This is a genomic window from Enterobacter cloacae complex sp. 2022EL-00981 (assembly GCF_028737495.1).
Taxonomy (GTDB): Bacteria; Pseudomonadota; Gammaproteobacteria; order Enterobacterales; family Enterobacteriaceae; genus Enterobacter; species Enterobacter cloacae.
On sequence record NZ_JAQZRK010000014.1, the window covers coordinates 36,739 to 62,179 of the forward strand.

The 25,441-nt window shown below is 55.1% G+C and carries 26 protein-coding genes; 15 read left to right on the forward strand and 11 right to left on the reverse strand.

Going from position 1 to position 25,441, the window contains the following annotated elements:
* The first annotated feature begins 101 nt into the window (after nucleotides 1-101).
* The 6 genes from cytR (at nucleotide 102) to rraA (ending at nucleotide 5,751) form a co-directional block, all read left to right on the forward strand.
* Nucleotides 102-1,127 (forward strand): DNA-binding transcriptional regulator CytR, encoded by a 1,026-nt coding sequence (gene cytR / locus PUZ33_RS13665; RefSeq protein WP_013099311.1) that lies wholly within the window; start codon nucleotides 102-104, stop codon nucleotides 1,125-1,127.
* A 93-nt stretch (nucleotides 1,128-1,220) separates the two neighbouring features.
* Nucleotides 1,221-2,219 (forward strand): cell division protein FtsN, encoded by a 999-nt coding sequence (ftsN, locus tag PUZ33_RS13670; RefSeq protein WP_045294665.1) that lies wholly within the window; start codon nucleotides 1,221-1,223, stop codon nucleotides 2,217-2,219.
* A gap of 94 nt (nucleotides 2,220-2,313) precedes the next feature.
* Nucleotides 2,314-2,844 carry an ATP-dependent protease subunit HslV gene (gene hslV, locus PUZ33_RS13675; protein WP_008501802.1) on the forward strand — a complete coding sequence of 177 codons (531 nt, stop codon included), beginning with the start codon at nucleotides 2,314-2,316 and terminating at the stop codon, nucleotides 2,842-2,844.
* Nucleotides 2,845-2,853: 9 nt separating this feature from the next.
* Nucleotides 2,854-4,185: an HslU--HslV peptidase ATPase subunit gene (gene hslU / locus PUZ33_RS13680; RefSeq protein WP_013099313.1), complete on the forward strand. Its 1,332-nt coding sequence runs from the start codon at nucleotides 2,854-2,856 to the stop codon at nucleotides 4,183-4,185.
* Between the two features lie 67 nt (nucleotides 4,186-4,252).
* A complete protein-coding gene (menA, locus tag PUZ33_RS13685; protein WP_013099314.1) occupies nucleotides 4,253-5,173 on the forward strand; it encodes a 1,4-dihydroxy-2-naphthoate polyprenyltransferase in 921 nt (306 codons plus the stop codon).
* 92 nt (nucleotides 5,174-5,265) lie between these two features.
* On the forward strand, nucleotides 5,266-5,751 hold the full coding sequence (gene rraA / locus PUZ33_RS13690; protein ID WP_013099315.1) for a ribonuclease E activity regulator RraA: 486 nt from the start codon (nucleotides 5,266-5,268) through the stop codon (nucleotides 5,749-5,751).
* Between the two features lie 583 nt (nucleotides 5,752-6,334).
* Here the strand turns inward: rraA and zapB are convergent.
* Nucleotides 6,335-6,574: a septal ring assembly protein ZapB gene (zapB, locus tag PUZ33_RS13695; protein WP_013099316.1), complete on the reverse strand. Its 240-nt coding sequence runs from the start codon at nucleotides 6,572-6,574 to the stop codon at nucleotides 6,335-6,337.
* Nucleotides 6,575-6,972: 398 nt separating this feature from the next.
* On the opposite strand from zapB, the gene PUZ33_RS13700 reads away from it, so the two are divergent.
* The 4 genes from PUZ33_RS13700 (at nucleotide 6,973) to fpr (ending at nucleotide 11,367) form a co-directional block, all read left to right on the forward strand.
* Nucleotides 6,973-7,818: an MIP/aquaporin family protein gene (locus PUZ33_RS13700; protein WP_013099317.1), complete on the forward strand. Its 846-nt coding sequence runs from the start codon at nucleotides 6,973-6,975 to the stop codon at nucleotides 7,816-7,818.
* A gap of 21 nt (nucleotides 7,819-7,839) precedes the next feature.
* Nucleotides 7,840-9,348, forward strand: a complete 1,509-nt coding sequence (gene glpK, locus PUZ33_RS13705) for a glycerol kinase GlpK (RefSeq protein WP_020686906.1) — start codon at nucleotides 7,840-7,842, stop codon at nucleotides 9,346-9,348.
* Nucleotides 9,349-9,513: 165 nt separating this feature from the next.
* Nucleotides 9,514-10,524 carry a class II fructose-bisphosphatase gene (gene glpX, locus PUZ33_RS13710; RefSeq protein WP_013099319.1) on the forward strand — a complete coding sequence of 337 codons (1,011 nt, stop codon included), beginning with the start codon at nucleotides 9,514-9,516 and terminating at the stop codon, nucleotides 10,522-10,524.
* Between the two features lie 96 nt (nucleotides 10,525-10,620).
* Nucleotides 10,621-11,367, forward strand: a complete 747-nt coding sequence (gene fpr, locus PUZ33_RS13715; RefSeq protein ID WP_058680505.1) for a ferredoxin--NADP(+) reductase — start codon at nucleotides 10,621-10,623, stop codon at nucleotides 11,365-11,367.
* On the opposite strand, the gene PUZ33_RS13720 is transcribed toward fpr, so the two are convergent.
* Nucleotides 11,368-11,787, reverse strand: a complete 420-nt coding sequence (locus PUZ33_RS13720) for a DUF805 domain-containing protein (protein WP_020686904.1) — start codon at nucleotides 11,785-11,787, stop codon at nucleotides 11,368-11,370.
* A gap of 112 nt (nucleotides 11,788-11,899) precedes the next feature.
* Between PUZ33_RS13720 and PUZ33_RS13725 the strand changes: the two genes are divergently transcribed.
* Both PUZ33_RS13725 and tpiA read left to right on the forward strand, forming a co-directional pair.
* Entirely contained in the window at nucleotides 11,900-12,496 is a 597-nt protein-coding gene (locus PUZ33_RS13725) for a DUF1454 family protein (RefSeq protein WP_020686903.1), read from the forward strand.
* A gap of 111 nt (nucleotides 12,497-12,607) precedes the next feature.
* Nucleotides 12,608-13,375, forward strand: coding sequence for a triose-phosphate isomerase (gene tpiA, locus PUZ33_RS13730; protein WP_003862019.1), 768 nt, complete (start codon nucleotides 12,608-12,610; stop codon nucleotides 13,373-13,375).
* A gap of 47 nt (nucleotides 13,376-13,422) precedes the next feature.
* On the opposite strand, the gene PUZ33_RS13735 is transcribed toward tpiA, so the two are convergent.
* From PUZ33_RS13735 to cpxP, 6 genes are all read right to left on the reverse strand, one after another.
* Complete coding sequence (locus PUZ33_RS13735; protein ID WP_058680504.1) at nucleotides 13,423-14,727, reverse strand: SLC13 family permease; 1,305 nt, start codon at nucleotides 14,725-14,727, stop codon at nucleotides 13,423-13,425.
* Between the two features lie 73 nt (nucleotides 14,728-14,800).
* Nucleotides 14,801-15,544: a CDP-diacylglycerol diphosphatase gene (locus PUZ33_RS13740; RefSeq protein WP_020686902.1), complete on the reverse strand. Its 744-nt coding sequence runs from the start codon at nucleotides 15,542-15,544 to the stop codon at nucleotides 14,801-14,803.
* Nucleotides 15,545-15,654: 110 nt separating this feature from the next.
* Nucleotides 15,655-16,644, reverse strand: coding sequence for a sulfate ABC transporter substrate-binding protein (locus PUZ33_RS13745; protein ID WP_058680503.1), 990 nt, complete (start codon nucleotides 16,642-16,644; stop codon nucleotides 15,655-15,657).
* 235 nt (nucleotides 16,645-16,879) lie between these two features.
* Nucleotides 16,880-17,842, reverse strand: coding sequence for a 6-phosphofructokinase (gene pfkA, locus PUZ33_RS13750; protein WP_013099327.1), 963 nt, complete (start codon nucleotides 17,840-17,842; stop codon nucleotides 16,880-16,882).
* A gap of 174 nt (nucleotides 17,843-18,016) precedes the next feature.
* Nucleotides 18,017-18,910, reverse strand: coding sequence for a CDF family cation-efflux transporter FieF (fieF, locus tag PUZ33_RS13755; protein WP_013099328.1), 894 nt, complete (start codon nucleotides 18,908-18,910; stop codon nucleotides 18,017-18,019).
* 153 nt (nucleotides 18,911-19,063) lie between these two features.
* Nucleotides 19,064-19,570: a cell-envelope stress modulator CpxP gene (gene cpxP / locus PUZ33_RS13760; RefSeq protein ID WP_013099329.1), complete on the reverse strand. Its 507-nt coding sequence runs from the start codon at nucleotides 19,568-19,570 to the stop codon at nucleotides 19,064-19,066.
* Nucleotides 19,571-19,720: 150 nt separating this feature from the next.
* Between cpxP and cpxR the strand changes: the two genes are divergently transcribed.
* Both cpxR and cpxA read left to right on the forward strand, forming a co-directional pair.
* The gene (gene cpxR, locus PUZ33_RS13765; protein WP_003862004.1) at nucleotides 19,721-20,419 is read left to right on the forward strand and encodes an envelope stress response regulator transcription factor CpxR; all 699 of its coding nucleotides are present in this window, start codon (nucleotides 19,721-19,723) and stop codon (nucleotides 20,417-20,419) included.
* Complete coding sequence (gene cpxA, locus PUZ33_RS13770) at nucleotides 20,416-21,789, forward strand: envelope stress sensor histidine kinase CpxA (RefSeq protein ID WP_047023906.1); 1,374 nt, start codon at nucleotides 20,416-20,418, stop codon at nucleotides 21,787-21,789. The genes cpxR and cpxA overlap by 4 nt, the downstream gene beginning before the upstream one ends.
* A 118-nt stretch (nucleotides 21,790-21,907) precedes the next feature.
* On the opposite strand, the gene yiiM is transcribed toward cpxA, so the two are convergent.
* Together yiiM and sodA are read right to left on the reverse strand one after the other, a co-directional pair.
* Complete coding sequence (gene yiiM / locus PUZ33_RS13775; RefSeq protein ID WP_058680501.1) at nucleotides 21,908-22,582, reverse strand: 6-hydroxyaminopurine reductase; 675 nt, start codon at nucleotides 22,580-22,582, stop codon at nucleotides 21,908-21,910.
* A 66-nt stretch (nucleotides 22,583-22,648) separates the two neighbouring features.
* Nucleotides 22,649-23,269 (reverse strand): superoxide dismutase [Mn], encoded by a 621-nt coding sequence (sodA, locus tag PUZ33_RS13780; RefSeq protein ID WP_003861999.1) that lies wholly within the window; start codon nucleotides 23,267-23,269, stop codon nucleotides 22,649-22,651.
* Nucleotides 23,270-23,557: 288 nt separating this feature from the next.
* Here sodA and rhaT point away from each other — a divergent pair, with 288 nt between their 5' ends.
* Nucleotides 23,558-24,592, forward strand: a complete 1,035-nt coding sequence (gene rhaT / locus PUZ33_RS13785; RefSeq protein WP_013099333.1) for an L-rhamnose/proton symporter RhaT — start codon at nucleotides 23,558-23,560, stop codon at nucleotides 24,590-24,592.
* On the opposite strand, the gene rhaR is transcribed toward rhaT, so the two are convergent.
* Nucleotides 24,593-25,441 (reverse strand): HTH-type transcriptional activator RhaR, encoded by an 849-nt coding sequence (rhaR, locus tag PUZ33_RS13790; protein WP_058680500.1) that lies wholly within the window; start codon nucleotides 25,439-25,441, stop codon nucleotides 24,593-24,595.

A 25,441-nucleotide genomic window follows, 5' to 3' on the forward strand; every position in this document is an offset into this window, starting at 1 on the left:
AACGTCCCTCACACTTTTTATGAAAATTCTGTAACCGATTCCATTAACTATCTGTAAAAATGGTGGCGTCAGAAGTTCGGTGTTCAGGCGAGGAGAAGACGTTGAAGTCCAGGAAAGAGGTTGCCACGGCGACCATGAAAGACGTTGCCCAGAAAGCACAAGTCTCTACGGCAACCGTGTCCCGCGCATTAATGAACCCGGATAAAGTCTCTCAGGCGACCCGCAACCGGGTAGAACAGGCCGCGCTGGAAGTGGGGTATTTCCCACAGGCGATGGGGCGTAACGTTAAACGTAATGAGTCGCGGACCATCCTGGTGATTGTGCCGGACATCTGCGATCCCTTCTTCAGCGAAATTATTCGCGGCATCGAAGTGACCGCTGCGGAGCAAGGGTATCTGGTGCTCATTGGCGACTGCGCGCACCAGAATCAGCAGGAAAAAACCTTTATCGACCTCATTATCACCAAGCAGATCGACGGCATGCTGCTGCTTGGTTCGCGCCTGCCGTTTGATGCCAGCATTGAAGAGCAGCGCAATTTACCGCCAATGGTGATGGCCAACGAGTTTGCGCCGGAGCTGGAACTGCCAACGGTGCATATTGATAACCTGACCGCCGCGTTCAACGCCGTTAATTACCTGCAGGAGCTGGGGCATAAACGGATTGGCTGCATTGCCGGCCCGGAAGAGATGCCGCTGTGTCACTATCGCCTGCAGGGCTATGTTCAGGCGCTTCGCCGAACCGGCGTGACGGTTGATCCGCACTACATTGCGCGCGGTAATTTTTCCTTCGAAGCCGGTGGTCAGGCGCTGGAAAAACTACTGGCGTTGCCTGAGCCGCCTACCGCAGTGTTCTGCCACAGCGACGTGATGGCGCTTGGGGCATTATCGTATGCGAAACGCCGCGGCCTGCGCATACCGAAAGATTTGTCGATTATCGGTTTCGATAATATTTCGCTTTCAGAATTTTGCGATCCCCCGCTCTCAACCGTTTCGCAGCCACGCTACGACATTGGCCGTGAAGCGATGCTTCTTTTGCTCGATCAGTTGCAGGGTCAAACAGTTAGCAGCGGATCGAGGTTGCTGGACTGCGAACTGATTATTCGTGGTTCTACCCAGGCATTGACTTAAAGTAAATGTCTTTAGGACACCCTTATCTGGTCAAAGCCCCGCCGCTTAAGTAACATGGCGGACTGACGAACGAATAAATACAGCGAAACGATAGTGGCACAACGAGATTATGTACGTCGCGGCCAGCCGGCACCTTCGCGACGCAAAAAGAGTAGCGCAAAGAAAAAGCAACGTAACCTGCCTGCTGTCTCGCCAGCAATGGTCGCTATTGCTGCGGCGGTACTGGTGGCCTTCATCGGCGGCCTGTACTTTATCACGCACCATAAAAAAGAAGAGGCTGAGGCCCTTCAGGGCAACAAAGTGGTTGGAAATGGTCTGCCACCGAAGCCTGAAGAGCGCTGGCGCTATATTAAAGAGCTGGAAAGCCGTCAGCCTGGCGTGCGTGCGCCGACCGAGCCATCCGCCGGTGGCGAGGTGAAAAATGCCGATCAGCTAACGGACGAACAGCGTCAGTTGCTGGCACAGATGCAGGCCGATATGCGCCAGCAGCCTACGCAGCTGAATGAAGTGCCGTGGAATGAACAAACGCCGGCGCAGCGTCAGCAAACGCTGCAACTGCAGCGCCAGCGTCAGGCACAGATTCAGCAGCAACAACAGCAGCAGTGGACGCAAAACCAGCCGGTACAGCAGCCTAAAGCGCAGCCGCGCGTGACGGAACAGCCGTACCAGCAGCCGCAAACGCGAACGGCGCAGTCTCAGCCTGCTCAGCAGCCAAAGGCCCAGACGCAGAAGCAAACGGCTCAACCGTATCAGGATCTGCTGCAAACGCCTGCGCATACCACCGCGCAGCAGCCGAAAACACAGCAGGCCGCGCCGGTCACCAAAGAGACCGAGGCACCGAAGCAAACGGCTGAGAAGAAAGACGAACGCCGCTGGATGGTGCAGTGCGGTTCGTTCAAAGGTGCCGAGCAGGCCGAAACGGTCCGCGCTCAGCTGGCATTTGAAGGATTTGACTCGCGCATTACCACCAATAACGGCTGGAATCGCGTGGTGATTGGCCCGGTCAAAGGCAAAGAAAATGCCGATGGCACCATTTCTCGTTTGAAAGTCGCCGGTCACACAAACTGCATCCGACTTGCTTCCGGGGGTTGAAACCCCCAAATTCCCCCCCATCTATCTTTCTATTCAGCCCTGAGCACAGGCTCAGGGCTTCTGTTTCCCGATTCTGTAACCAGGGGGTCTGCTCGTGACAACAATAGTAAGTGTACGCCGTAACGGCCACGTGGTAATCGCCGGTGATGGCCAGGCCACGCTGGGTAATACCGTAATGAAAGGCAACGTGAAAAAAGTCCGTCGTTTATACAACGACAAAGTGATCGCCGGTTTTGCAGGCGGCACGGCTGATGCTTTCACGCTGTTTGAACTGTTTGAACGTAAACTGGAAATGCACCAGGGTCATCTGGTGAAAGCCGCCGTTGAGCTGGCGAAAGACTGGCGAACCGACCGCATGCTGCGCAAACTCGAAGCGCTGCTGGCCGTGGCCGATGAAACCGCATCGCTGATCATCACCGGTAACGGTGACGTCATTCAGCCAGAAAACGACCTGATTGCCATCGGCTCTGGCGGCCCTTATGCCCAGGCTGCGGCTCGCGCACTGTTGGAGAATACCGACATGAATGCGCGTGATATCGCTGTGAAGGCGTTGGATATTGCAGGTGATATCTGCATCTATACCAACCACAACCACACCATCGAAGAATTGACCTCTAAAGCGTAAGGATCTCCCATGTCTGAAATGACCCCACGCGAAATTGTCAGCGAACTGGACAAACATATTATCGGCCAGGATAACGCCAAGCGTTCCGTGGCTATTGCTCTGCGTAACCGCTGGCGCCGCATGCAGCTCGACGAAGAGCTGCGCCATGAAGTGACGCCAAAAAACATTCTGATGATCGGCCCAACCGGTGTCGGTAAAACCGAAATCGCGCGCCGTCTGGCAAAACTGGCTAACGCGCCGTTCATCAAAGTTGAAGCCACTAAGTTCACCGAAGTGGGCTATGTAGGTAAAGAAGTTGACTCTATCATCCGCGATCTGACCGACTCGGCAATCAAGATGGTTCGCGTTCAGGCGATCGAGAAAAACCGCTATCGCGCGGAAGAGATGGCTGAAGAGCGTATTCTTGACGTGCTGATCCCGCCGGCGAAAAACAACTGGGGCCAGGCTGAACAGCAGGCTGAACCGTCTGCGGCACGTCAGGCATTCCGCAAAAAGCTGCGCGAAGGCCAGCTGGATGACAAAGAGATTGAGATCGATCTCGCCGCCGCGCCAATGGGTGTGGAAATCATGGCACCTCCTGGCATGGAGGAGATGACCAGCCAGCTGCAGTCCATGTTCCAGAACCTGGGCGGTCAGAAACAGAAAGCGCGTAAGCTGAAAATCAAAGATGCGATGAAGCTGCTGATTGAAGAAGAAGCAGCAAAGCTGGTGAACCCGGAAGAGCTGAAGCAGGATGCGATCGACGCGGTTGAGCAGCACGGTATCGTGTTTATCGACGAAATCGATAAGATCTGTAAGCGCGGTAACGCGTCCGGCCCGGACGTCTCCCGTGAAGGCGTGCAGCGCGACCTGCTGCCGCTGGTTGAAGGCTGCACCGTCTCCACCAAGCACGGGATGGTCAAAACGGACCACATCCTGTTTATCGCATCCGGTGCGTTCCAGATTGCCAGCCCGTCTGACCTGATCCCGGAACTGCAGGGTCGTCTGCCTATCCGCGTTGAGCTGCAGGCGCTGACCACTGAAGATTTCGAACGTATCCTGACCGAGCCAAACGCGTCTGTGACCGTACAGTACAAAGCGCTGATGGCGACCGAAGGCGTGAACATTGAGTTCACCGAAGACGGTATCAAACGCATCGCCCAGGCGGCCTGGCAGGTCAACGAAACCACCGAGAACATCGGTGCGCGTCGTCTGCACACGGTGCTGGAACGCCTGATGGAAGATATCTCTTATGATGCGAGCGACCTGAACGGTCAAACCATTACCATTGACGCAGAATATGTGGGTAAACACCTGGATGCGTTAGTGGCAGATGAAGATCTGAGCCGTTTTATCCTATAATCGCGGTTACTGCATTCTCATCACATTTAATGGGGGCTAATGCCCCCATTTTTTTGGCTTAATAACTATGACTGATATCAGCCGTACTCAGGCGTGGCTCGAAAGTCTACGCCCTAAAACCCTTCCTCTGGCCTTTGCCGCGATTATCGTCGGTACCGTCCTTGCCTGGTGGCAGGGGTATTTCAATCCGCTGGTTGCCGTGCTGGCGCTGGTCACCGCCGGTTTGTTGCAGATCCTCTCTAATCTCGCCAACGACTACGGCGATGCGGTTAAAGGTAGCGATAAGCCTGACCGTATCGGCCCTCTGCGCGGGATGCAGAAAGGTGTGATTACGCAGGCACAGATGAAGCGCGCGTTGATTATCACCGTGGTACTGATTTGTTTATCCGGCCTGGCGCTGGTGACGGTCGCCTCGAAAACCACCAGTGATTTCATTGGTTTTCTGGTGCTGGGCCTGCTCGCTATTATCGCCGCCATTACCTATACCGTCGGCACGCGCCCTTACGGTTATATCGGCCTGGGTGATATTTCCGTGCTGGTATTTTTTGGCTGGCTGAGCGTGATGGGCAGCTGGTACTTACAGGCGCATACGCTTATCCCTGCCCTGTTCCTGCCCGCCACCGCCTGCGGTCTGCTGGCAACGGCGGTACTTAATATCAACAACCTGCGCGATATCGACAGCGACCGTGAGAACGGCAAAAACACGCTGGCCGTGCGTCTGGGGCCGGTTAACGCGCGTCGCTATCATGCCTGCCTGCTGATGGGCGCCCTGCTCTGCCTCGCGCTGTTCAACCTGATCTCGCTGCATAGTCTCTGGGGCTGGCTGTTTGTGCTCGCCGCGCCGCTGCTGATTAAACAGGCCCGCTTTGTGATGCGTGAGCTCAGCCCGGCAGCCATGCCACCGATGCTTGAGCGCACGGTAAAAGGCGCATTGCTCACTAACCTGTTGTTCGTGATAGGGATTGTCCTGAGCCAGACGCTGAGTTAACTGACAAATATCAATTAACAATTGATGATTTTGCCAACAACGCATTTCGCACGATATACTGAACACATTCGCAGCAACAGAGCGTTAAACCTATGAAATACGATACCTCCGAGCTTTGTGACATCTACCAGGAAGATGTCAACGTCGTTGAACCGCTGTTCTCCAACTTTGGTGGACGGTCTTCGTTTGGCGGACAAATCATCACGGTGAAATGTTTCGAGGATAACGGGTTGCTGTACGATCTGCTCGAACAGAACGGTCGTGGTCGCGTGCTGCTGGTTGATGGCGGCGGCTCCGTACGTCGTGCATTGATTGACGCAGAACTGGCCGGAATTGCCGTGCAAAATGAATGGGAAGGCATTGTGGTCTACGGTTCAGTCCGCCAGGTGGACGATCTGGAAGACCTCGATATCGGCATTCAGGCGATTGCCGCCATTCCGGTAGGCGCCGCAGGTGAAGGCATTGGTGAAAGCGATATCCGCGTCAATTTCGGCGGCGTGACCTTCTTCTCCGGCGACCATCTCTATGCCGATAACACCGGCATTATCCTCTCCGAAGATCCGCTGGATATTGAGTAGTAAACAGTAAGCGAGCGCCATAAAAAAACCGCCAACAGCAATGTGGCGGTTTTTTTGTCCCTCGGGATTCGCGGTCCGTTGGGAAGGCTTGCAGGCTAATACCAAGGATCTTCATCATACTCTCGTCCAAACCTTGGGCAACCCCTCAGAAGCTTTATAAAATCCTAATTCTTTATGAATAACTTAACACCACGGTTGCTGCTTATTATGATGCAGCGTCCCTTTCCGCCATCTCGCAAGTGGGCATCGGTCCAGGGAAAGGTGTATTCACAACCGTAAAACAGGCTAATACCAGGGCTTGTGTCCACCGACTTATCACCGGTGGTGAACGGTGGAGCGGTTAGCTGCAGGGACCGCATAATGAAACGCTATTTATGTATCGCGTTCATTGTCGCCAGCGTACTCGTTGTGAAGAGTGATGAACCCAATGTGTTCTTTGCTTTTGCTACGACAGCGCAGGACAAGTAGCGTTAAGGCCGCCTTGGGCGGCCTTTTTTATGGTTATTACCCATTCGCGATAACCATAAAAAAGCCGGGTGGCGGCTTCGCCTTACCCGGACTACTCAGTTCAATCCCAGGGGAATTAAACCTCTTCCATACGTCCCAGCAGCGCCTGCAGACGTTCCTGCCAGCCGTTCTGCTGTTCACGCAGCTGGTTGTTTTCGCGCTCCAGTTCTTCACGGCCGTGCTGAGCTGTCTGCACTTCTTGCGCCAGGCTGTTGTTCTTTTCTTTCAGCTCTTCAATTTCCATCTGCAGCAGCGTGATGGTGTCAATCGCCTGCTGTACTTTCGATTCCAGTTTCTCAAACACTTCTAAAGACATGATCCTACCTCTCCTGAATTGCAAGGCGACGCTTTAACGTAAACGCGCACAACATCTATGCCGATTGTATGAAGCCCCGTCGCCCCTGTCCAGCGACACACCGCCCAGATCGCGGTTTGCAACACTTTTCGGCCTCGTCCTGGTGCGTTCGCGGCAATTACCCCTAAGTTGTTAACTCATTAGTTAATGAAATGATTCAGCTCACACTCTCGCGCTGATGCAAAAATGCGCTTTATGGCGCGTAAACGCTCATTTTATTGACGCAGACCACACATTTTGATTTCGATATTTCTCGTTTTTGCTCGTTAACGATAAATTAACACTATGTCTACAGGACATCATGGCTGTCACGGGCGGCCATGCTAACAATAAACATCAATCTCTTCAGGATTCCGATTATGAGTCAGACATCAACCTTAAAAGGCCAGTGCATTGCCGAGTTCCTTGGTACCGGGTTGTTGATATTCTTCGGAGTGGGCTGTGTTGCTGCACTGAAAGTGGCGGGTGCCAGTTTTGGTCAGTGGGAAATCAGTATTATCTGGGGTCTGGGTGTGGCGATGGCCATCTACCTGACTGCAGGGGTTTCTGGCGCACATCTTAACCCGGCGGTGACCATCGCACTGTGGCTGTTCGCGTGCTTCGACGGACGCAAAGTTGTTCCTTTCATTATTTCTCAATTTGCCGGCGCGTTTTGCGCAGCGGCGTTAGTTTACGGGCTTTATTACAATCTTTTCATCGACTTCGAACAGACGCATCATATGGTGCGCGGCAGCGTCGAAAGTCTGGATCTGGCAGGTATCTTCTCTACATATCCAAACCCGCATATCAATTTTGTGCAGGCGTTCGCAGTTGAAATGGTGATTACCGCTATTCTGATGGGCGTTATCCTGGCGCTGACCGACGACGGAAACGGCATTCCGCGCGGCCCGCTGGCACCTCTGCTGATTGGCCTGCTGATTGCGGTGATCGGCGCATCCATGGGCCCGCTGACCGGCTTCGCGATGAACCCGGCGCGTGATATCGGACCAAAAGCGTTCGCCTTTATCGCTGGCTGGGGCGACGTGGCCTTCACCGGTGGCAAAGACATTCCTTACTTCCTGGTTCCGCTGTTTGCGCCGGTTGTCGGGGCTGCGCTGGGTGCGTTTAGCTATCGCAAATTAATTGGTCGCCACTTACCGTGCGACACCTGTGTGGACGAGGAGAAAGAGACGACTTCTACCGCACAACAAAAAGCTTCGCTGTAATCTGACTACGGGACTTACACCATGACCGAAAAAAAATATATCGTTGCGCTCGACCAGGGCACCACCAGCTCCCGCGCTGTCGTAATGGATCATGACGCGAACATTGTCAGCGTGTCACAGCGTGAATTTGAGCAAATCTATCCTCGTCCAGGCTGGGTAGAGCACGATCCGATGGAGATCTGGGCATCGCAAAGCTCCACGCTGGTCGAAGTGCTGGCGAAAGCCGATATCAGTTCTGATGAAATAGCCGCGATTGGTATTACCAACCAGCGTGAAACGACAATCGTCTGGGAACGTGAAACCGGCAAGCCAATTTATAACGCCATCGTCTGGCAGTGTCGTCGTACGTCAGAGATTTGCGAACAGCTGAAGCGCGACGGTATGGAAGAGTACGTCCGCAGCGCCACGGGCCTGGTGGTTGACCCGTATTTCTCGGGTACCAAAGTGAAGTGGATCCTTGACCACGTGGAAGGTTCACGTGAGCGTGCAAAACGCGGCGAACTGCTGTTCGGTACCGTCGATACCTGGCTTATCTGGAAGATGACCCAGGGTCGCGTTCACGTCACGGACTACACCAACGCCTCGCGTACCATGCTGTTCAACATCAACACGCTGGAGTGGGATGACAAGATGCTGGACGCGCTGGATATTCCACGCGCTATGCTGCCAGAAGTACGTAAATCTTCTGAAGTGTACGGTCAGACCAACATCGGTGGTAAAGGCGGCACGCGTATTCCTATCGCCGGTATCGCCGGTGACCAGCAGGCGGCGCTGTTCGGCCAGCTGTGTGTTAAAGAAGGGATGGCGAAAAACACCTACGGTACCGGCTGCTTTATGCTGATGAACACCGGCGAGAAAGCGGTGAAATCAGAAAACGGTCTGCTGACCACCATCGCCTGCGGCCCACGCGGTGAAGTGAACTATGCGCTGGAAGGTGCGGTGTTCATGGCGGGTGCATCCATCCAGTGGCTGCGCGACGAAATGAAGCTTATCAGCGATGCGTTCGACTCCGAGTACTTCGCCACCAAAGTGAAGGATACCAACGGTGTGTACGTGGTACCTGCATTTACCGGTCTGGGCGCACCGTACTGGGATCCGTATGCACGCGGCGCGATTTTCGGCCTGACGCGTGGTGTGAATTCTAACCACATTATTCGCGCCACCCTGGAATCTATCGCTTACCAGACGCGCGACGTACTGGAAGCGATGCAGGCTGACTCCGGCATCCGTCTGCACGCTCTGCGCGTGGACGGCGGTGCGGTCGCGAACAACTTCCTGATGCAGTTCCAGTCCGACATTCTGGGCACCCGCGTGGAACGCCCGGAAGTGCGCGAAGTGACCGCGCTGGGTGCGGCGTACCTTGCGGGTCTGGCGGTCGGCTTCTGGCAGAATCTGGACGAGCTGCAGGAAAAAGCGGTTATCGAACGTGAATTCCGCCCTGGCATCGAAACCACCGAGCGTAACTACCGCTACAGCGGCTGGAAGAAAGCGGTGAAACGCGCCCTGGCGTGGGAAGAGCACGACGAATAATACACAGTTCACCCCCTCACCCCGGCCCTCTCCCCAAAGGGGAGAGGGTGTTTTTAGTCCCCTCGCCCCTTTGGGGAGAGGGTTAGGGTGAGGGGCCATTCAGACCGCACCATCCCCACTCTGTGATAAACTTCGTGCAATTCCTTTTGATTGCACGAGTACCTCATGAAACGTGAACTTGCTATCGAGTTTTCCCGCGTTACCGAAGCCGCTGCCCTGGCAGGCTATAAATGGCTTGGCCGTGGCGACAAAAATACCGCCGACGGTGCGGCTGTCCATGCCATGCGCATTGTCCTCAATCAGGTCAATATTGACGGCACTATTGTGATCGGCGAAGGCGAGATCGACGAAGCGCCAATGCTCTACATCGGTGAAAAAGTGGGTACCGGCAAAGGCGATGCCGTGGATATCGCCGTCGACCCGATCGAAGGCACACGCATGACGGCGATGGGTCAGGCCAACGCGCTGGCCGTTCTGGCCGTGGGTGATAAAGGCTGCTTCCTCAACGCACCGGATATGTACATGGAAAAGCTGATTGTCGGTCCAGGCGCGAAAGGCGCCATCGACCTCAGCCTGCCGCTGGAAGAGAACCTGCGTAATGTCGCCAGCGCGCTGAACAAGCCGCTGAGCGAACTCACCGTCACCATTCTGGCGAAACCACGTCACGACGCTACCATCGCGCAGATGCAAAAGCTGGGTGTACGCGTGTTTGCCATCCCGGATGGCGACGTGGCGGCCTCCATTCTGACCTGCATGCCAGACAGTGAAGTGGATGTCCTGTACGGTATTGGCGGCGCGCCGGAAGGCGTGGTCTCTGCTGCGGTGATCCGCGCGCTGGATGGCGACATGCAGGCCCGCCTGTTGCCCCGTCATGAGGTCAAAGGCGACAACGAAGAGAATCGCCGCATTGGCGAAGATGAGCTGGCGCGCTGTGAGGCAATGGGTATCGAAGCCAATAAAGTCCTCGCACTTCACGAAATGGCCCGCAGCGACAACGTTGTTTTCTCCGCGACCGGCATCACCAAAGGCGATCTGCTGGATGGCATCACCCGCAAAGGCAACATGGCGACCACGGAAACGCTGCTGATCCGCGGTAAATCGCGCACCATTCGTCGCATTCAGTCAATTCACTATCTCGATCGTAAAGACCCGGACGTACAGACGCACATTCTGTAAAACCGTTTGATCGATAGAGCTTTCCAGCCCGAATGGGCTGGATATCTTCATCACAAATACGGAAGATAGATCCGAGAAACAGCACAGGAGAAGATCATGGCGGACTGGGTAACAGGTAAAGTCACTAAGATAAAATTCTGGACCGATGCGCTATTTAGTCTCACCGTGCACGCCCCCATCCATCCGTTTACGGCCGGACAGTTTGCCAAACTGGGGCTGGATATCGACGGCGAACGCGTGCAGCGCGCTTACTCGTACGTCAACGCGCCCGATAATCCGGATCTCGAGTTCTATCTGGTTACCGTCCCGGACGGCAAACTCAGCCCGCGCCTGGCGGCGCTTAAACCCGGTGATGATGTCCAGATTGTGAGTGACGCAGCAGGTTTCTTCGTGCTGGACGAAATTCCGGACTGCGAAACCCTGTGGATGCTGGCAACCGGCACGGCCATCGGCCCCTATCTCTCCATTCTGCAGTACGGCAAAGACCTGGAGCGGTTTAAAAACATCGTGCTGGTGCATGCCGCGCGTTACGCCGTAGACTTAAGCTATCTGCCGCAGATGCAGGAGCTGGAGCGGCAGTATGCCGGAAAGCTGAAAATCCAGACCGTGGTGAGCCGGGAAACGGCAGCAGGTTCGCTGACCGGCCGCGTGCCGGCATTAATTGAGAGTGGAGCCCTGGAAGAAGCCGTTGGCTTGCCGATGCGTGCCGAAACCAGCCACGTGATGCTGTGTGGTAACCCGCAGATGGTACGGGACACTCAGCAGCTTCTGAAAGATACCCGGCAGATGACGAAACACCTTCGCCGCCGACCGGGTCATATGACCGCCGAACACTACTGGTGATCAGCGGTATTTCACCTCAAGAGTGTCTTTACCGTATTTGTTTTCGCTCTGGGTGCCGATGAACGCACCCAGATCGATAACCATCATCACAAAGATAATGGTCGGTAGCAGTCTGCCCACCACCCAGGGGAGGATGGACGGAAGTATTGACCAGTTCCCGGCGACCAGCATCCACGCCAGAATAATCAGAAAAGCCCATGCACCGGAACGACCGCGATCGTGCAGGCGTTTCACCACCACGGCCGCGGTTGGCCACAGTAAACAAACCAGCGCAAACGCCGCGGTTTGCGTGCTCAGCCATGCGTTATAGGCCACAAAAAACAGAAGCAGCATGGCGATAATCCACGTCGCCATCCAGATCCAGAAATCACGGCGTCCAATACGCCCTTTGAATGAAAACAACCACTGCTGTATGGTCATGTAAGGTTCCTTATTATCATATCGTGCGCATTTTACCCTGGAGTTGTGACCTTTTGACAAGCCGACCAGATATCGATTTAATCATGAGCACTTACGGCCAGGGACAATGTTGATGAAAAATTCGGCACACCTTCTTTTCCTGTGTTTCGCGATGCTGAGCGCCGGTCTCCCCCTGCACGCCGCCGAACCCCCTGCTCCGACAACCGCGCCCTACCTTCTGGCGGGTGCGCCATCGTTCGATCAGTCCATCAGTCAGTTTCGTGAAACGTTTAACAAAACCAATCCAACGCTGCCGCTGGATGAATTTCGCGCCATTGATGGCGCACGCGATACTCCAAACCTGACCCGTGCCGCCAGCAAGATTAACGAAAATCTGTACGCTTCCACTGCGCTGGAGCGCGGTACGCTAAAAATCAAAAGTATGCAGATCACCTGGCTGCCGATTCAGGGGCCAGAGCAGAAAGCCGCGAAGGCGAAGGCGCTGGAGTACATGAGCGCGGTGCTGCAGGCGTTTACGCCCGCACTGACGAAAAAACAGAGCCAACAAAAGCTGCAAAAACTGCTGGTTGCGGGTAAAAACAAGCGCTATTACACCGAAACCGAAGGCGCGGTGCGCTATGTGGTGGCGGATAACGGCGAAAAAGGCCTGACCTTCGCTGTTGAACCGATTAAGCTGGCACTATCTGACACACTCGGAGGGGCGAATTAATGACAAAAAGCAAAGCCTTTCGAGGGAAAATCTCTATACTGATTCACAGACCATGCTGCCCGTCAGGGTGGCCATATTCCTTAATTCGCTTATTTAGCGTGGAGAATTGAAATGCGACATCCTTTAGTGATGGGTAACTGGAAACTGAACGGCAGCCGCCACATGGTAAACGAACTGGTTGCGAACCTGCGTAAAGAGCTGGCTGGCGTGACTGGCTGCGCGGTTGCTATCGCTCCGCCGGATATGTACCTGGATCTGGCTAAACGTGCCGCTGACGGCAGCCACATCATTCTGGGCGCACAGAACGTTGACGTTAACCTGTCTGGCGCATTCACCGGTGAAACCTCCGCTGAAATGCTGAAAGATATCGGCGCCAAATACATCATCATCGGCCACTCTGAGCGTCGCACCTACCACAAAGAATCCGACGAGTTCATCGCGAAGAAATTTGCGGTGCTGAAAGAGCAGGGTCTGATCCCGGTTCTGTGCATCGGTGAAACCGAAGCAGAAAACGAAGCAGGCAAAACGGAAGAAGTGTGCGCACGTCAGATCGACGCTGTGCTGAAAACGCAGGGCGCGGCAGCATTCGAAGGCGCGGTTATCGCTTACGAGCCAGTCTGGGCGATCGGTACCGGCAAATCTGCAACCCCAGCGCAGGCTCAGGCGGTTCACAAATTCATCCGTGACCACATTGCGAAAGCCGACGCGAAAGTGGCAGAGCAGGTCATCATCCAGTACGGCGGTTCCGTAAATGCCTCTAACGCGGCAGAACTGTTCACCCAGCCAGACATCGATGGCGCGCTGGTTGGCGGTGCATCCCTGAAAGCTGACGCTTTCGCGGTAATCGTTAAAGCAGCAGAAGCGGCTAAGCAGGCGTAATGCTGTTGTGGCGGGTGGCGCTTGCGCTTACCCGCCCTACAAAATCGCTACAAACGACCTAAAACGCTAAACCACAGATAATCCAGCGGCAGCAGCAACAGATACGTGGCAATTGCCAGCGCCAGACAGAGCACCATCCCCGCCCTTGCAGGCACCTTTCCTAAGCCCATCGCCACCACTATCGGCGACGCCTGATACGGCAGCAGCGGCGTGGAATAGCCCAGCACCTGAATCATGATGACAGACAATAGCGGAAAGCCCGTCGCCTCTGAAAAATTCTGCGCCAGCGTGGTATAGAGCGCCGGAACACCGTTAGCCGTCATAATAAAGTTCAGTGCCGTGGTGATCCCGGTCAGCGCCAGGAAACTGGTGAACGGTCTGTCGGCGTCCAGCGGCATTATCTTCAGCAACGCCTCCCCCACCGCCGGACCGATACCGGTTTGCGTCACCACAATGGCCAAACCGAGGATGCCTGCCACATAAATACAGGTGCGCATATTCACCCCCGCCGAGAACTCTTCTCCGGTGATAAAACCTACGCGTGGCAGCATCACAATGACCGATGCCGCGAGTCCGGTCCATGCCGGCCCCACACCGTGCCAACTCTCCGTCACCCACATTCCCAATACCACCGCCAGCAGCCCGGCAAGGCGTTTTTCATCTCGCCCCATCGATTCAGCGGGTGCCAGATCCCTGGGCGGCTTCGGGCTGCCGGGGAATAACCAGCAGATTAAACCAATCAGAATCAACCCTTTGAGAATACCGAGCACGGGCGTGTGCAGCAGCAGATAAGGCACGTAGTTCAGATGAATACCGTATGATCCCTCTGCCGCGCCGCTCATCACCAGATTGGGAACGTTGGCAGGCAGGATGGTGGCCGAAAGCTGGAAGGTGCCGAAACCAACGGCCAGCGCCAGGCCAAACCAGGCGCGCGACCCGTCGGCAATACCGGCACGTTTTGCCATCGCGGCCACGATAGGCATCAGCAGCGCGATACGCCCCATGTTCGACGGCATCACAAACGCCAGGGCATAACTCAGCAGAACCACGCTGGCCACCATCAGCATCCAGGAGTCGGTAAGCCGGGCGGAGAGCGCCCGTGCAGCCCTGTCAGCCAGACCGGTTTTCCGGATTGCCACACCAAGCACAAAGCCGCTGAACACCAGCCAGAAGGCAGACGAGGCAAAGCCGCCAAAAATGACCTCCGGCGGGGCAATTCTGGCGGTCATCGCTGCCGTGAAGAACAGCAGCGCGGTAATGAATTCCGGCAATAGCGACGTCGCCCATAACACAATGGTGACGCCGACGATCGCTGAGGGCACAAACAGAGGGTGGGTTAACCAGAGCGACATGCCTGTCTCCTGTCGTTTTTTTCAGCAAGTCTACGGCGACAGGCAGGACGAGTAAACGCTATTTATGGTGGGGTCACTTCAGGATATCGCATTGATGATCCTGCAATTCCTCAGCCGACGCGCGGTTAAGCATCAGCAAATTACGTTCGGTTGCCAGCAACACAAACGAGCCATCCGACTGCTGGGCCATCGCCAGCGCGAAGCGCCCCATATGGTCACGCGCTTCCGGCAGCTCTTCCGCCAGCATCATAAACGGACTCCGCTGCACCAGCTCGTTCTCCGTCACCCGGCGAGCGAGATATTCATGTCCTTCCAGTCCACCGGGAAGGGGCAGCCATTGGGTGCTGATTTGCCCCTGCGCGGCATTGAGCTTCTCGCGCACGTCCGGGCGCAGGCAGGAGATGTGGATATGGAAATGATTCTGCGTGCGGCCCGTGGGTGAGTTGATGGTCAATGAAATTGCGCTGTCTGGCACCTCGGATCCGTGCTTCATGCTCATAAAGCTACGGGCCTGCCATGCCAGCCAGAAGAAGTTCGGTGTTTGAGGCTTTGTCAGAAGTGGGCTTTCGGTGCCGTTGATGCGGTAGGTGGGCATCAATAAGTACTGCAGCGGACCGTTGCGATCCTTGAACACCACATAGCCCGCGTCAGGTTTCACCTGTGCACACGGCGCCGGATTGCGGTGCTGGATCTGATTCGGCACACACTGGTCCAGCACGATGTGACGCAACGCATTCGGATTACCTGCTTTCATCCAGTACACGCCACCCGCGGCAAGGGCGATAACAATCAGAATCAGTAAGATAATTTTTTTCACAATGCGTTCCCTGTTTTCAGTAGAGGCCAAAGAGTAACGCAAAATGATGACCAAATAAAAAACCCGGCGGATTTCTCACACCGGGTCACCGTGTCGTTCGTTACAAAAGCCTAGCGTTTGCTGATCTGATCGAATGTACCGCCGTTAGAGAAGTGGTCTTTCTGGGCTTTTGTCCAGCCGCCAAACTCATCATCAATGGTGAAGAGCTTCAGTTTGGGGAAAACGCTGTCGTATTTCTTCGCAACTGCCGGATCGCGTGGGCGATAGAAGTTTTTCGCCGCAATTTCCTGGCCTTCTGGCGAATAGAGATACTTCAGGTAGGCTTCCGCCACCGCTTTGGTCCCTTTCTTATCGACCACTTTATCCACCACAGAAACGGTCGGCTCGGCGAGAATAGATTCGCTCGGGGTCACGATCTCAAATTTGTCTTTACCCAGTTCGTTGGTTGCCAGCAGGGCTTCGTTTTCCCACGCAATCAGCACATCGCCAATGCCGCGCTCTACGAAGGTGTTGGTGGCGCCACGCGCGCCGGAGTCGAGCACTTCAACGTTTTTATACAGCGCTTTGACGAACTCCTGAGCCTTGGCCTGATCGCCATTGTTGTGATGCAGGGCATAGCCCCAGGCTGCCAGGTAATTCCAGCGTGCGCCGCCGGAGCTTTTCGGGTTCGGCGTGATGACCGATACGCCAGGTTTAACCAGGTCGTTCCAGTCATGGATCTGTTTCGGGTTGCCTTTACGCACCAGGAAAACGATGGTCGAAGTATATGGCGCGGAGTTATCCGGCAGGCGTTTGATCCAGTTTTTGTCGATGCGGCCACGTTCGGCAATTGCGTCCACATCGTAGGCCAGCGCCAGAGTCACCACATCCGCTTCAATGCCGTTGATGACGGAGGTCGCCTGCTTACCAGAGCCGCCGTGAGACTGGCGAACCACCACGTTGTCGCCCGTTTCCTGTTTCCAGTGTGCCGCAAAGGCTTTGTTGTACTGCTCGTACAGCTCACGCGTCGGGTCGTATGACACGTTCAGTAACTGGATGTCCTTAGCCAGAACGCTGGTCGATGCCAGCAATAATGTTAAACCCACGCCCCAATTATTCATCGCCCAGCTCTCATATGTAGTGTTTTGATGAATGCAGCGTGCCAGAAACGGAATTGATGATTAAAGAATAAAAAAAGATTGGCTATAACTTTGAGGAATAAAAAAGTGGATGAGTGGCCTGATGCCCTCACCCCAACCCTCTCCCACGGGAGAGGGCGCAACCATAAAAAACGGCAACCCTGGGGTTACCGTTTTGCATTTACCTTGCCGCCACCCGGCACAATACAAACACCGATCAGTACAGTTTTTTCGCGCAGTCCAGCCAGTCACCTTTGAACGGACGCTTCATGTTTTCGATGGCGTCGATGATGTCATGGTGAACCAGTTTTTCGTTCTGAATACCGACGCAACGACCGCCGTGACCCTGCAGCAACAGTTCAATGGCGTACGCCCCCATGCGGGAAGCCAGGATACGGTCGTATGGACCCGGGGAACCACCACGCTGGATGTGACCCAGAACGGTCGCGCGGGTTTCGCGTTTGGTTTCTGCTTCGATGTACTTCGCCAGCTCATCAACGTCACAGATATGCTCGGTGATCGCGACGATGGCGTGTTTCTTACCTTTGGCGATACCGGCTTTGATTTCTGCAACCAGATCTTCACGGCTGAATTCCACTTCCGGAACCACGACGAACTCACAACCGCCCGCGATAGCCGCAGCCAGGGTCAGGTCACCACAGTAACGGCCCATCACTTCAACGATGGAGATACGCTGGTGAGAAGAAGAGGTGTCACGCAGACGGTCAATCGCTTCCACAACGGTACCCAGGGCGGTGAAGTAACCGATGGTGTAGTCAGTACCTTTGATGTCGTTGTCGATGGTGCCAGGCAGACCGATGCACGGGAAGCCCATTTCAGTCAGACGTTTTGCACCCATGTACGAACCATCACCACCGATAACAACCAGTGCGTCGAGGCCGCGTTTTTTCATGTTCTCGATAGCCACTTCACGCACGTGTTCGTCGCGGAATTCCGGGAAGCGCGCAGAACCGAGGAAAGTACCACCGCGGTTGATCATGTCAGATACGCTGTAACGGTCGAGCTGAACCATACGGTCTTCATACAGACCCAGATAACCATCATAGATACCAAAAACTTCCAGACCTTCCGTCAGCGCTGCACGAACAACCCCACGAATTGCCGCGTTCATGCCCGGCGCATCACCGCCGCTTGTCAACACACCGATTTTCTTAATCATGACTACCTCTGAACTTAGGAATGCAAAATTGAAATCTGTTGCCGGAAGAAACTTGTCGACCAACGAATACTGCAAATAGTATATCAACCACTTCCAGCTGAATTGATTCAGGTCAGACCAAATGGCGGTAATTTATACACAAAATGCTGGCCTGGCTCACTTTTTTACAACGAATTACGAAAGCCCAACATAACCGGGTACAACCGAGCAGGGATCCTGGTGAATAATGACGTCTGACCCAGGAAAACGCTGCAAAATCGCCTGCTCCACCTGCTCAGCAATAACGTGAGCCTGAACCAATGGCAGGTTGTCTTCCATTTCTATGTGAATCTGAATAAAGCGGGTCGGCCCTGACTGCCGCGTACGAAGATCGTGAGCACCACTGACACCCGGCCAGGAGGTCACGATAGTATAAATTTCATCGCGTTCTGCGTCGGGGAGCGCACGGTCAAGAAGCGATTGCACCGCGTCATACCCCATCCGCAAAGCGCTGTATAAAATATAGATGCCAATCCCTAACGCAAATAACGCATCGGCCCGATGCCAGCCATACCAGGCCAGACCGAGCGCAATAAGAATAGCGCCATTCATCATAACATCAGACTGATAATGAAGCATATCCGCCCGTACAGCCTGACTTTGCGTTTTTCGAACCACCCAGCGCTGGAACGTTACAAGAACAAGGGTGCATATAAGTGCAGCCACCGTCACCACCACGCCCACGCCGGGATCGTTCATGGGTGATGGCGAAACAAGATGCTGAATGCCGGTTAAAAACAGAAACAGCGCAGAGCCGGAAATAAACATACTTTGCGCCAGCGCCGCCAGCGATTCGGCTTTGCCGTGCCCGAAGGTGTGCTCTTCATCCGCCGGTTGCAGCGAGTAACGCACCACCAGCAGGTTGGTCAGCGAGGCGGCAATATCCATCAACGAGTCCACCAGCGCCGCCAGAATACTGACCGAGCCCGTGTACCACCACGCGAATATTTTGATGACCAGTAAGCTTGAGGCCACGACCGTCGCGGCAATGGCGGCCCGGCTGACCAGTCTTCCATAGGATTGATTCATAAATACTCCTGTCATGCCATGCCGCTAGTATAACGGAAGGTTACGGAGTCAAAGGATGAATAAACGGTTAACACATCAGAATGAAGGGCAAAAAAAACCCCCACATCATGTGGGGGAAGACAGGGATGGTGTCTATGGCAAGGAAAACAGGGTTTACTGGTTACTACGGGTACTGCTATTGCTACTGAAAAGCGTCGTTTCTGAGCTTCGCTGCATCCGTGCAACCTTACGCAATTGGTCCATACGTTGCTGATGTTTCTGGTTCAAAACCGCTTGCTGCTCGGGCGACAACAGGTGGAACATCTGGTTGCGAACCTTCGCCATCTCTACCTGGCGGGCAACCTGCTCCTGTGCCATTTTTTCTGCCTGAGCACGTACAGCGTTTTCGTCAAAATTTTCTGCGGTGACAAGGCGATGCATTGTCTCCATTTCGCTAACATTAACAGGGGGCTGATCGTGTCGTGCCCTCTGCATCAGATCTCGCATCTGTTGACGCTGATGTTCGGTTAAACTTATGCCGTCAAACATATGGCTTTGGCTGCTGTGCTGCGCGATGCCCTCTTGTGAGGACGCGTTATCGCCGATGATAGCTACAGCGGCCTGGCTAAACGCACTGAACGCCAGCGTTGAGGCCATGACGGCAGCGGTAACTTTGCGCATCACTTGCTCCCAAAATCTTTCATGTCGCGATTCAACGAGAGACAGTCTACGATTCAGGCTGCAAACATGCGTCAGGGGGTGTAAAACAACGTAAAGTCATGGATTAGATAGCCTTGATGTCGTAATTTCTGCCTCGGAGGTATTTAAACAATGAATAAAATCCTGTTAGTTGATGATGACCGAGAGCTCACATCTCTTTTAAAGGAGTTGCTCGACATGGAAGGTTTCAACGTTCTGGTCGCCCATGATGGCGAGCAGGCGCTGAGTCTCCTTGACGACAGCATCGATCTACTTTTGCTCGACGTCATGATGCCGAAGAAAAACGGCATTGATACGCTGAAAGAGCTTCGCCAGACACACCAGACCCCCGTTATCATGCTGACCGCACGCGGCAGCGAACTAGACCGTGTACTCGGCCTTGAGCTGGGTGCGGATGACTATCTACCGAAGCCGTTCAACGACCGCGAACTGGTCGCCCGTATTCGCGCTATCCTGCGTCGTTCCCACTGGAGCGAACAGCAGCAGAATACTGACAACAGTTCACCGACGCTGGAAGTGGACTCCCTGAGCCTCAATCCGGGTCGTCAGGAAGCAAGCTTTGACGGTGAAACGCTGGAGCTGACCGGTACCGAGTTCACCCTGCTGTATCTGCTGGCGCAGCACCTCGGCCAGGTGGTATCGCGTGAACACTTAAGCCAGGAAGTACTGGGTAAACGCCTCACGCCGTTTGACCGCGCCATCGATATGCATATCTCGAACCTGCGCCGCAAACTGCCGGAGCGTAAAGACGGTCATCCGTGGTTTAAAACCCTGCGTGGTCGCGGCTATCTGATGGTTTCCGCTTCATGATAGGAAGCTTAACCGCCCGCATCTTCGCCATCTTCTGGCTGACGCTGGCACTGGTTTTAATGCTGGTTTTGATGTTGCCAAAACTCGACTCACGCCAGATGACGGAGCTTCTCGACAGCGAGCAACGTCAGGGCGTGATGATCGAGCAGCACGTAGAAGCCGAGCTGGCAAACGATCCGCCAAACGATTTGATGTGGTGGCGCAGACTGTTTCGCGCTATCGACAAATGGGCACCTCCCGGACAACGCCTGCTGCTGGTGACCAGCGAAGGCCGCGTGATTGGCGCGGATCGCAATGAAATGCAGATCATCCGCAACTTTATTGGCCAGGCGGATAACGCCGATCATCCGCAGAAGAAAAAATATGGTCGGGTTGAGATGGTGGGCCCTTTCTCAGTCAGGGATGGGGAAGATAACTACCAGCTTTATTTGATTCGCCCGGCGAGCAATTCCCAGTCCGATTTTATCAACCTGCTGTTTGACCGTCCGCTTCTGCTGCTGATTGTGACGATGCTGGTCAGTTCCCCGCTGCTGTTATGGCTGGCGTGGAGTCTGGCGAAACCGGCGCGTAAGCTGAAAAACGCCGCCGACGAAGTGGCGCAGGGTAACCTGCGACAGCACCCTGAGCTGGAAGCCGGACCGCAGGAGTTTCTTGCCGCCGGGGCCAGTTTCAACCAGATGATCACCGCTCTTGAGCGCATGATGACCACACAGCAGCGGCTGCTGTCGGATATCTCGCACGAACTGCGTACGCCACTCACGCGACTCCAGCTTGGCACCGCACTGCTGCGTCGCCGCAGCGGTGAGAGCAAAGAGCTGGAACGTATCGAAACCGAAGCCCAGCGTCTGGACAGCATGATCAACGATCTGCTGGTGATGTCGCGCAATCAGCAGAAAAACGCGCTGGTGAGCGAAACGGTGAAAGCCAATCAGCTGTGGCATGAAGTGTTAGACAACGCGGCGTTCGAAGCGGAACAGATGGGTAAATCGTTCACCGTCAACTTCCCGCCGGGGCCATGGCCGCTGTACGGTAACCCAAACACGCTGGAGAGCGCGCTGGAGAATATCGTGCGTAACGCCCTGCGCTATTCGCATACGAAGATTGAGGTGGCCTTCTCGGTGGATAAAGACGGTATCACCATCATTGTGGATGACGATGGTCCAGGCGTAAGCCCGGAAGATCGCGAACAGATTTTCCGTCCGTTCTACCGCACCGACGAGGCGCGGGACCGTGAATCTGGCGGTACCGGGCTGGGTCTGGCGATTGTTGAAACCGCTATGCAGCAGCATCGCGGCTGGGTGAAAGCCGACGACAGTCCGTTGGGCGGGCTGCGGTTAACGCTGTGGCTGCCGTTGTATAAGCGTTCGTAGTTTCCCTCTGGCACTGTATTGTAGGCCCGGTAAGCGCAGCGCCACCGGGCAATAACAGGCGCAGAGGCAAAAATGCCGGGTGGCGGCTTCGCCTTACCCGGCCTACTCTCTACGGGGACTATTTTCCCCACAATCTCCGCGAACTACTCTCGATCTTCCCGCTATTACGCCGCTTCTGCATCGTTCTTGTCCAGCTGGTGGATAACCCTGCCGCCGACAGCAGCCGATGATATTGCTCGTCATCAAACGGCATATGCCAGGCAATGGCACAAGCGTCATACACCGACACATCGCTCAGGCGCGACACCAGCTCCAGCGGCGCATCCGCAGACACCTGCCCCGCCAGCACCACCCGGTACAGCCAGCCGGTTTTGCCCGCGCTCTGCAGCCGTGCGGACATGTCGTTAATGCCGAAATGGAAGTTAAGCTTGAAGCATGGCGAGCGCGGTTGCGTTACCTGAATCAGGGCATCACCCCAGCGGAAAATATCACCGATGAAGACGTTCTTCTCCGTCAGCCCTTCGGTGGAGAGATTCTCACCGAACGCGGGGGCGACGAACAGGTCCGCCTGTTCAGGGAATTCGGTTATCCAGTATTGATAATGCTCGCGCGGATAGTGGCACAGCGCGCGTTCGGGCCCGCCGTGGATTTTCTTCTCGGCCTGCTCGTCGCCCGCAAGCCCGAGCTCGGTTAACGTCAGCTCTCCGTCGACCTGCATTTTGGCGATGGCGCTCGGGCGGCTGCCGTCGTATTCCCTTACCTTGCCTGTAAACACATTCACCGGGTAATGCATCTCTACTCCTTCAGATACAAAAAAAGCGAGTCAACAGACTCGCTTCTCACAGGCGTCAATGCAACCTTATTTTTTCGCGGCGAAACGCGCTGCAGCTTCGTCCCAGTTCACCACATCCCAGAAGGCTTTGATGTAGTCCGGGCGACGGTTCTGGAACTTCAGGTAGTAAGCATGTTCCCACACGTCCAGACCCAGAATTGGGAAACCGGATGCGCCAGAGATCGCTTCACCCATCAGCGGGGAGTCCTGGTTTGCGGTAGAAACGACCGCCAGTTTGTCACCTTTCAGAACCAGCCACGCCCAGCCAGAGCCGAAACGGGTCGCAGCCGCTTTTTCGAATTCCGCTTTGAAGTTATCAACAGAACCGAAGTCGCGCTCGATAGCCGCTTTCAGGTCGCCCTGCAGGGTGGTACCGGTTTTCAGGCCTTTCCAGAACAGGCTGTGGTTTGCGTGGCCGCCCGCGTTGTTACGCAGTACGGTTTTCTTGTCCGCTGGCAGCTGGTCCAGTTTGGTGATCAGCTCTTCAACAGGCAGGTTAGCGAACTCTGGCAGGCTTTCCAGCGCAGCATTCGCGTTGTTCACATAGGTCTGGTGGTGTTTAGTGTGATGGATTTCCATCGTCTGCTTGTCGAAATGCGGTTCCAGTGCGTCATAGGCATACGGCAGGGATGGCAGTGTATAACTCATAATCCTCTCCATTAGTGTCGGGCGGCACAGCTGTTAATGCCGCGTAAGCAGTTGGTTCATTATAGTTAATTAAATGATATTGAAAATGATTATCAATGCCGTAGTTTTTATAAGGTTATTCGGGTTTTGCCAAATGACAAAATTGTGAGTCTGCTCACCCGGTTAACGTGCTGATTGCCATCCAGAACCAAAGTGCGGCAACCTTCTGAAGGTTCCTGAACCGCCTAATTTTTACACTCATCAAGTCGGGGGGAAGCCACCGGCTATAAAAACGATGAGGACGTAAAAATGAATCATGCGATTACGATGGGTATCTTCTGGCATTTGATAGGCGCAGCCAGTGCAGCCTGTTTCTATGCCCCGTTCAAAAAGGTGAAAGGGTGGTCGTGGGAAACCATGTGGTCGGTTGGCGGTACCGTCTCCTGGCTGATTTTGCCCTGGACCATTAGCGCCATGCTGCTCCCGGATTTCTGGGGCTACTTCACCTCCTTCAGTGCCTCCACCCTGCTGCCGGTGTTTCTGTTCGGTGCGATGTGGGGCATCGGCAACATCAACTATGGCCTGACCATGCGCTACCTCGGGATGTCGATGGGTATCGGCATCGCAATTGGCATTACCCTGATCGTCGGCACGCTGATGACGCCCATTCTTAACGGCAATGTCGATGTGTTGCTCAACACCAAAGGCGGGCAGATGACGCTGCTGGGCGTGCTTGTCGCGGTGATCGGCGTGGGTATCGTCACCCGTGCGGGTCAGCTGAAAGAGCGCAAGATGGGCATCAAAGCCGAGGACTTTAACCTGAAGAAAGGGCTGCTGCTGGCAGTGATGTGCGGCATCTTCTCGGCGGGCATGTCGTTCGCCATGAACGCCGCAAAACCTATGCACGAAGCGGCCGCCGCGCTGGGCGTCGACCCGCTGTACGTGGCGCTGCCAAGCTACGTGGTGATCATGGGCGGCGGCGCGCTGGTAAACCTCGGCTTCTGCTTCATTCGTCTGGCAAAAGTGAAGGATCTGTCGGTAAAAGCCGATTTCTCACTGGCAAAATCCTTAATCATCACCAATGTGCTGCTGTCGATGCTGGGCGGCCTCATGTGGTATCTGCAGTTCTTTTTCTACGCCTGGGGTCACGCCAGCATTCCACCGCAGTACGACTACATAAGCTGGATGCTGCACATGAGCTTCTACGTACTGTGTGGCGGACTGGTTGGGCTGGTACTGAAGGAGTGGAATAACGCCGGGCGTCGTCCGGTGGGCGTCCTGAGCCTGGGCTGCGTGGTGATCATCATTGCCGCTAACATTGTCGGCCTCGGCATGGCGAACTGATTACGCTGCCTTTCGACTGCGATGACGCCACTGAACCGGCGTCATCCCCACCTCGCGGTTAAACACCACCGAAAAGTAATTACTGTCCTCAAACCCGCAGCGCATCGCCACCTCACTGACCATCAGCTCCGTATGCTGCAACAGATACTGGGCGTGGCAGATGCGCAGCTGGCGCAGGTAGTGGTTCACCGTCATCCCCGTCTGGGTGCGGAACTGCTGGCGCAGCGCGCGCTCGCTGCACTGCTCCTGCTTGCAGAACTTTTCCAGCACAAAACTTTTGTTCAGGCTGCCCGCAAGCCGGGCGATCAGCTTGTCCAGCAGCGCTTCCTGAACGGTCGCGGAGGGGTTATCGGTAGCGTAACGATGGCGTTTGAGGGTCATGACCAGCTGGGCGAACAGCAGTTCCGCCATCGGGTTTGCCACCGGATCGTGCTTCTGGCTCTCCTGCTCCAGCTGGGAGATCGTCTGGCGCACCTGTGCCATGCCGCTGCTGCTCAAGCGCCAGTGGGGTTCGCCTCTGGCATTGAGAAAACCGGGGATATGGGCCGCCCAGTCGACGTTCAGTTTGAGCCTGTCCGGGCAGTAGATCACGTTCTGCAACACCAGATCGTTAACCGAGGCGTAGGCGTGTTTGTCTTCGGCGCGGATATAAAACAGATCGCCACGCGTAATGCGGTAGGGCCTGTCATTGAGGATGTGTAAGCCGTTGCCGCGCCACACCAGCACCAGCTCGCAAAATTCATGGGTATGCTCGGCAAAGACATTTTGCGGGTAGCGGTCGGCCACCGCGACGGCCTGACTCGCGGAGGCAAAAAAATCATCTTTGCGAAGAATTAACTGAGCGGCCAC

Coding starts and splice junctions, on each gene's coding strand:
- hslU (WP_013099313.1), top strand. CDS start 2,854: ATGTCTGAAATGACCCCACGCGAAATTGTCAGCGAACTGGACAAACAT.
- menA (WP_013099314.1), top strand. CDS start 4,253: ATGACTGATATCAGCCGTACTCAGGCGTGGCTCGAAAGTCTACGCCCT.
- rraA (WP_013099315.1), top strand. CDS start 5,266: ATGAAATACGATACCTCCGAGCTTTGTGACATCTACCAGGAAGATGTC.
- zapB (WP_013099316.1), bottom strand. CDS start 6,574: ATGTCTTTAGAAGTGTTTGAGAAACTGGAATCGAAAGTACAGCAGGCG.
- PUZ33_RS13700 (WP_013099317.1), top strand. CDS start 6,973: ATGAGTCAGACATCAACCTTAAAAGGCCAGTGCATTGCCGAGTTCCTT.
- glpK (WP_020686906.1), top strand. CDS start 7,840: ATGACCGAAAAAAAATATATCGTTGCGCTCGACCAGGGCACCACCAGC.
- glpX (WP_013099319.1), top strand. CDS start 9,514: ATGAAACGTGAACTTGCTATCGAGTTTTCCCGCGTTACCGAAGCCGCT.
- fpr (WP_058680505.1), top strand. CDS start 10,621: ATGGCGGACTGGGTAACAGGTAAAGTCACTAAGATAAAATTCTGGACC.
- PUZ33_RS13720 (WP_020686904.1), bottom strand. CDS start 11,787: ATGACCATACAGCAGTGGTTGTTTTCATTCAAAGGGCGTATTGGACGC.
- PUZ33_RS13725 (WP_020686903.1), top strand. CDS start 11,900: ATGAAAAATTCGGCACACCTTCTTTTCCTGTGTTTCGCGATGCTGAGC.
- tpiA (WP_003862019.1), top strand. CDS start 12,608: ATGCGACATCCTTTAGTGATGGGTAACTGGAAACTGAACGGCAGCCGC.
- PUZ33_RS13735 (WP_058680504.1), bottom strand. CDS start 14,727: ATGTCGCTCTGGTTAACCCACCCTCTGTTTGTGCCCTCAGCGATCGTC.
- PUZ33_RS13745 (WP_058680503.1), bottom strand. CDS start 16,644: ATGAATAATTGGGGCGTGGGTTTAACATTATTGCTGGCATCGACCAGC.
- pfkA (WP_013099327.1), bottom strand. CDS start 17,842: ATGATTAAGAAAATCGGTGTGTTGACAAGCGGCGGTGATGCGCCGGGC.
- fieF (WP_013099328.1), bottom strand. CDS start 18,910: ATGAATCAATCCTATGGAAGACTGGTCAGCCGGGCCGCCATTGCCGCG.
- cpxP (WP_013099329.1), bottom strand. CDS start 19,570: ATGCGCAAAGTTACCGCTGCCGTCATGGCCTCAACGCTGGCGTTCAGT.
- cpxR (WP_003862004.1), top strand. CDS start 19,721: ATGAATAAAATCCTGTTAGTTGATGATGACCGAGAGCTCACATCTCTT.
- cpxA (WP_047023906.1), top strand. CDS start 20,416: ATGATAGGAAGCTTAACCGCCCGCATCTTCGCCATCTTCTGGCTGACG.
- yiiM (WP_058680501.1), bottom strand. CDS start 22,582: ATGCATTACCCGGTGAATGTGTTTACAGGCAAGGTAAGGGAATACGAC.
- sodA (WP_003861999.1), bottom strand. CDS start 23,269: ATGAGTTATACACTGCCATCCCTGCCGTATGCCTATGACGCACTGGAA.
- rhaT (WP_013099333.1), top strand. CDS start 23,558: ATGAATCATGCGATTACGATGGGTATCTTCTGGCATTTGATAGGCGCA.